At 70.7% G+C, this 3124-nt stretch carries 2 protein-coding genes and 1 pseudogene; 1 reads left to right on the forward strand and 2 read right to left on the reverse strand.

What is annotated here, in order from left to right; translation table 11 throughout:
* Both CCR87_RS00485 and greA read right to left on the reverse strand, forming a co-directional pair.
* Positions 1 to 447, reverse strand: a pseudogene (locus tag CCR87_RS00485) (hypothetical protein); the annotation flags it as partial.
* A 45-nt stretch (positions 448 to 492) separates the two neighbouring features.
* On the reverse strand, positions 493 to 963 hold the full coding sequence (gene greA / locus CCR87_RS00490; protein WP_201155377.1) for a transcription elongation factor GreA: 471 nt from the start codon (positions 961 to 963) through the stop codon (positions 493 to 495).
* 281 nt (positions 964 to 1244) lie between these two features.
* Between greA and CCR87_RS00495 the strand changes: the two genes are divergently transcribed.
* Entirely contained in the window at positions 1245 to 2894 is a 1650-nt protein-coding gene (locus tag CCR87_RS00495; protein ID WP_201155378.1) for an electron transfer flavoprotein-ubiquinone oxidoreductase, read from the forward strand.
* Positions 2895 to 3124: the final 230 nt, after the last annotated feature.

Consider the following 3124-nt stretch of genomic DNA (forward strand, 5'->3'; position numbering starts at 1 on the left):
GGCGGACGCCTCGGAAAATCCCCGCGCCTCGGAACCTCCCGGGGCGGCGGCGGGCTGCATCGCGCGGGCCAGCGCGGCCTCCAGCCGCGCCTGTGCCGCCATCAGCTCATCGAGGCGCCGCTCCAGCGGTGGCGAGGGGGCGGGGCGGGGCTCGGACTGGCGACCGGCCTGGCCGGCCTGGCGCACCGCATCCAGCGTGGCATGCAGGCGTGCGGCCTCGGCGCGCAGGGACCGCGCGGTGCGCAACAGCACGACCGCCACCCACACCAGCGCCACCGGCACCAGCCCGGCCACCAGCCCGAGCGCCCACAGCGGGCCATCCGCATCACCGTTGCCCAGCGCCACCACCGCCGCGCCGATCAGCCACAGCACGCTGACCGCCGTCGCCACCGCCTCGGCGGCGCCGAAGCGGGGCGGGGCGTGCGGCGTGGCCGTGGGGTCGTCCATTGCCCGTCCTTCCGATGGGGCGGCGTGGCGGCGCCGGACCGGACCTCAGCGATAGGCGATGCTGACCACCTCGTAGCTGCGGGCACCGCGGGGGGTGGTGACCTCGACGCTGTCGCCCTCTTCCTTGCCGATCAGGGCGCGGGCCAGCGGCGAGCGGATGTTCAGCAGCCCCTGCTCGATCGCCGCCTCGACCTCGCCGACGATGGTATAGGTGTGGGTTTCCTCGGTGTCCTCGTCGATGACGGTGACGGTGGCACCGAACTTGATGGCGCCGGACAGGGTGGCGGGGTCGATGACCTCGGCCCGGCCGATGATCGATTCCAGCTCGCGGATGCGGCCCTCGATGAAGCTCTGCTTTTCGCGCGCGGCGTGGTACTCGGCGTTCTCCGACAGATCGCCATGCTCGCGCGCCTCGGCGATGGCGCGGATGACGGCGGGGCGCTGCTGCGACTTCAGATCGCGCAGTTCTTCATCGAGCGCGGTGAACCCCGCGCGGGTCATCGGGATCTTTTCCATCGCCTGCACACATACCCATTTGGAGCCCACAGCCTGCGCCGGGCCCGTTGCCTGTCGTTGACCCAAGGTTGGGCGAGGGCGACGCCGAATGCAAGGGGTCTGCCGCCCGGCCGCGCCGGAGCCCGGGCGGCACGCGAATTGCCGCAGGGGGCCCGGCACCGGGGGTGGCACCGATTGACCCCGCACGGCGGGGGGGCTACCTCCGACAGGATGTTGCGTGGGCACAGGTCCGGATCGGTTCAGACAACCGGGCGCCCCACCCCCAGCCATTCGGAGCGGCCATGACCGAGATCGAACGCGAGGCGATGGAGTACGACGTGGTGATCGTGGGCGGCGGGCCCGCGGGTCTGTCCGCGGCGATCCGGCTCAAGCAGATCGACCCCGACATCTCGGTGGTGGTGCTGGAGAAGGGCTCCGAGATCGGCGCGCACATCCTGTCGGGCGCTGTGCTGGACCCGGTCGGCCTGAACCGCCTGATCCCCGACTGGCAGGACAAGGGCGCGCCGCTGGATGTGCCCGTGACCTCGGACGCCTTCTATATCCTGGGCGAAGCCGGGATGCTGCGGGTGCCCAACTGGATCACGCCGCCGCTGATGAACAACCACGGCACCTATGTCGTGTCGATGGCCAATGTCTGCCGCTGGATGGGCGAACAGGCCGAGGCGCTGGGCGTGGAGATCTTTGCCGGGATGGCCTGCTCGGAGGTCGTGTGGGACGGCGACCGGGTCAAGGGTGTCGTCGCCGGCGAGTTCGGCAAGACCCCCGACGGCACCCCCGGCCCGGGCTACGAGCCGGGGATGGAGCTGCACGGCAAGTATGTCTTCCTGGCCGAGGGTGCGCACGGGCATCTGTCGAAGTCGGTGATCGAACGGCTGGACCTGCGCCGCGACTCCGGACCCCAGAAATACGGCCTGGGCATGAAGGAGATCTGGGAGATCGATCCCGAAAAGCACCGGCCCGGCCGGGTCATCCACACCATGGGCTGGCCGCTGGAGCGCAACGCCGGCGGCGGTGGCTTCATCTATCACATCGACAACAACCAGGTGTACGTCGGCATGGTCGTGCACCTGAACTACATCAACCCGCACCTGTTCCCCTATGGCGAATTCCAGCGCTTCAAGCACCACCCGATGGTGGCCGAGCTGCTCAAGGGCGGCAAGCGCATCGCCTATGGCGCCCGCGCCGTCAGCGAGGGCGGCTGGCAGGCGATCCCGCAGACGGCGTTCGCGGGCGGCGCGTTGCTGGGCTGTTCGGCGGGCCTCGTGAACGTGCCGCGCATCAAGGGCAACCACAACGCCATGCTGTCGGGCATCGCGGCGGCCGAGGCCGCGGCGAAGGCGCTGGCAGAGGGCCGCGAAGGCGACGTGCTGGCCGACTATGACCACGAGCTCAAGCACGGCCCGGTGGGCCGCGACCTCAAGCCGGTGCGCAACATCAAGCCGCTGTGGTCGCACCGCGGGCTTGCGGCCTCGCTGACGCTGGGGGGCTTCGACATGTGGGTGGCGAACCTGACGGGGTGGAACCCGCTGGGCACGCTGAAGCACCACTCCACCGATGCCGCGGCGACCGAACCGGCCGACAGGCACGCGCCCATCGAGTATCCCAAGCCCGACGGGGTCCTCAGCTTCGACCGGCTGACGAACGTGGCCTACAGCTTCACCAACCACGCCGAGGGCCAGCCCGCGCATCTGACGCTGAAGGACCCGGCGGTCCCCATCGAGGTCAACCTGCCGAAATACGCCGAGCCCGCGCAGCGCTACTGCCCCGCCGGCGTCTACGAGGTGGTGCAGGAGGCGGGCCGCGCGCCGCGCTTCGTGATCAACTATCAGAACTGCGTGCACTGCAAGACCTGCGACATCAAGGACCCCAGCCAGAACATCCACTGGGTCACCCCGCAGGGCGGCGACGGGCCGAACTATCCCAACATGTGAGGCGGGGCGCGCGCGCGGGCGATCACCTTCGGGTCAGGCCGGCCCCGGGCGCCCGCCCGCACCGATTGCCATCCCCCGGCACGGTGCCTAGGGTGGCGCCCACCGGCCGGTCCGAACGGCCCATCGAACGGCCCATTGAAAGGCACCCGCGTGCAGCAGATCCTCGGCTCCTTTTCGCGCGCGTGGCGCCACCGTCGGCTGGCGGGGGCGCTGGCGGCGGGGCTGTTGGG

This window comes from Rhodobaculum claviforme, from assembly GCF_016653255.1.
Lineage (GTDB): Bacteria > Pseudomonadota > Alphaproteobacteria > Rhodobacterales > Rhodobacteraceae > Rhodobaculum > Rhodobaculum claviforme.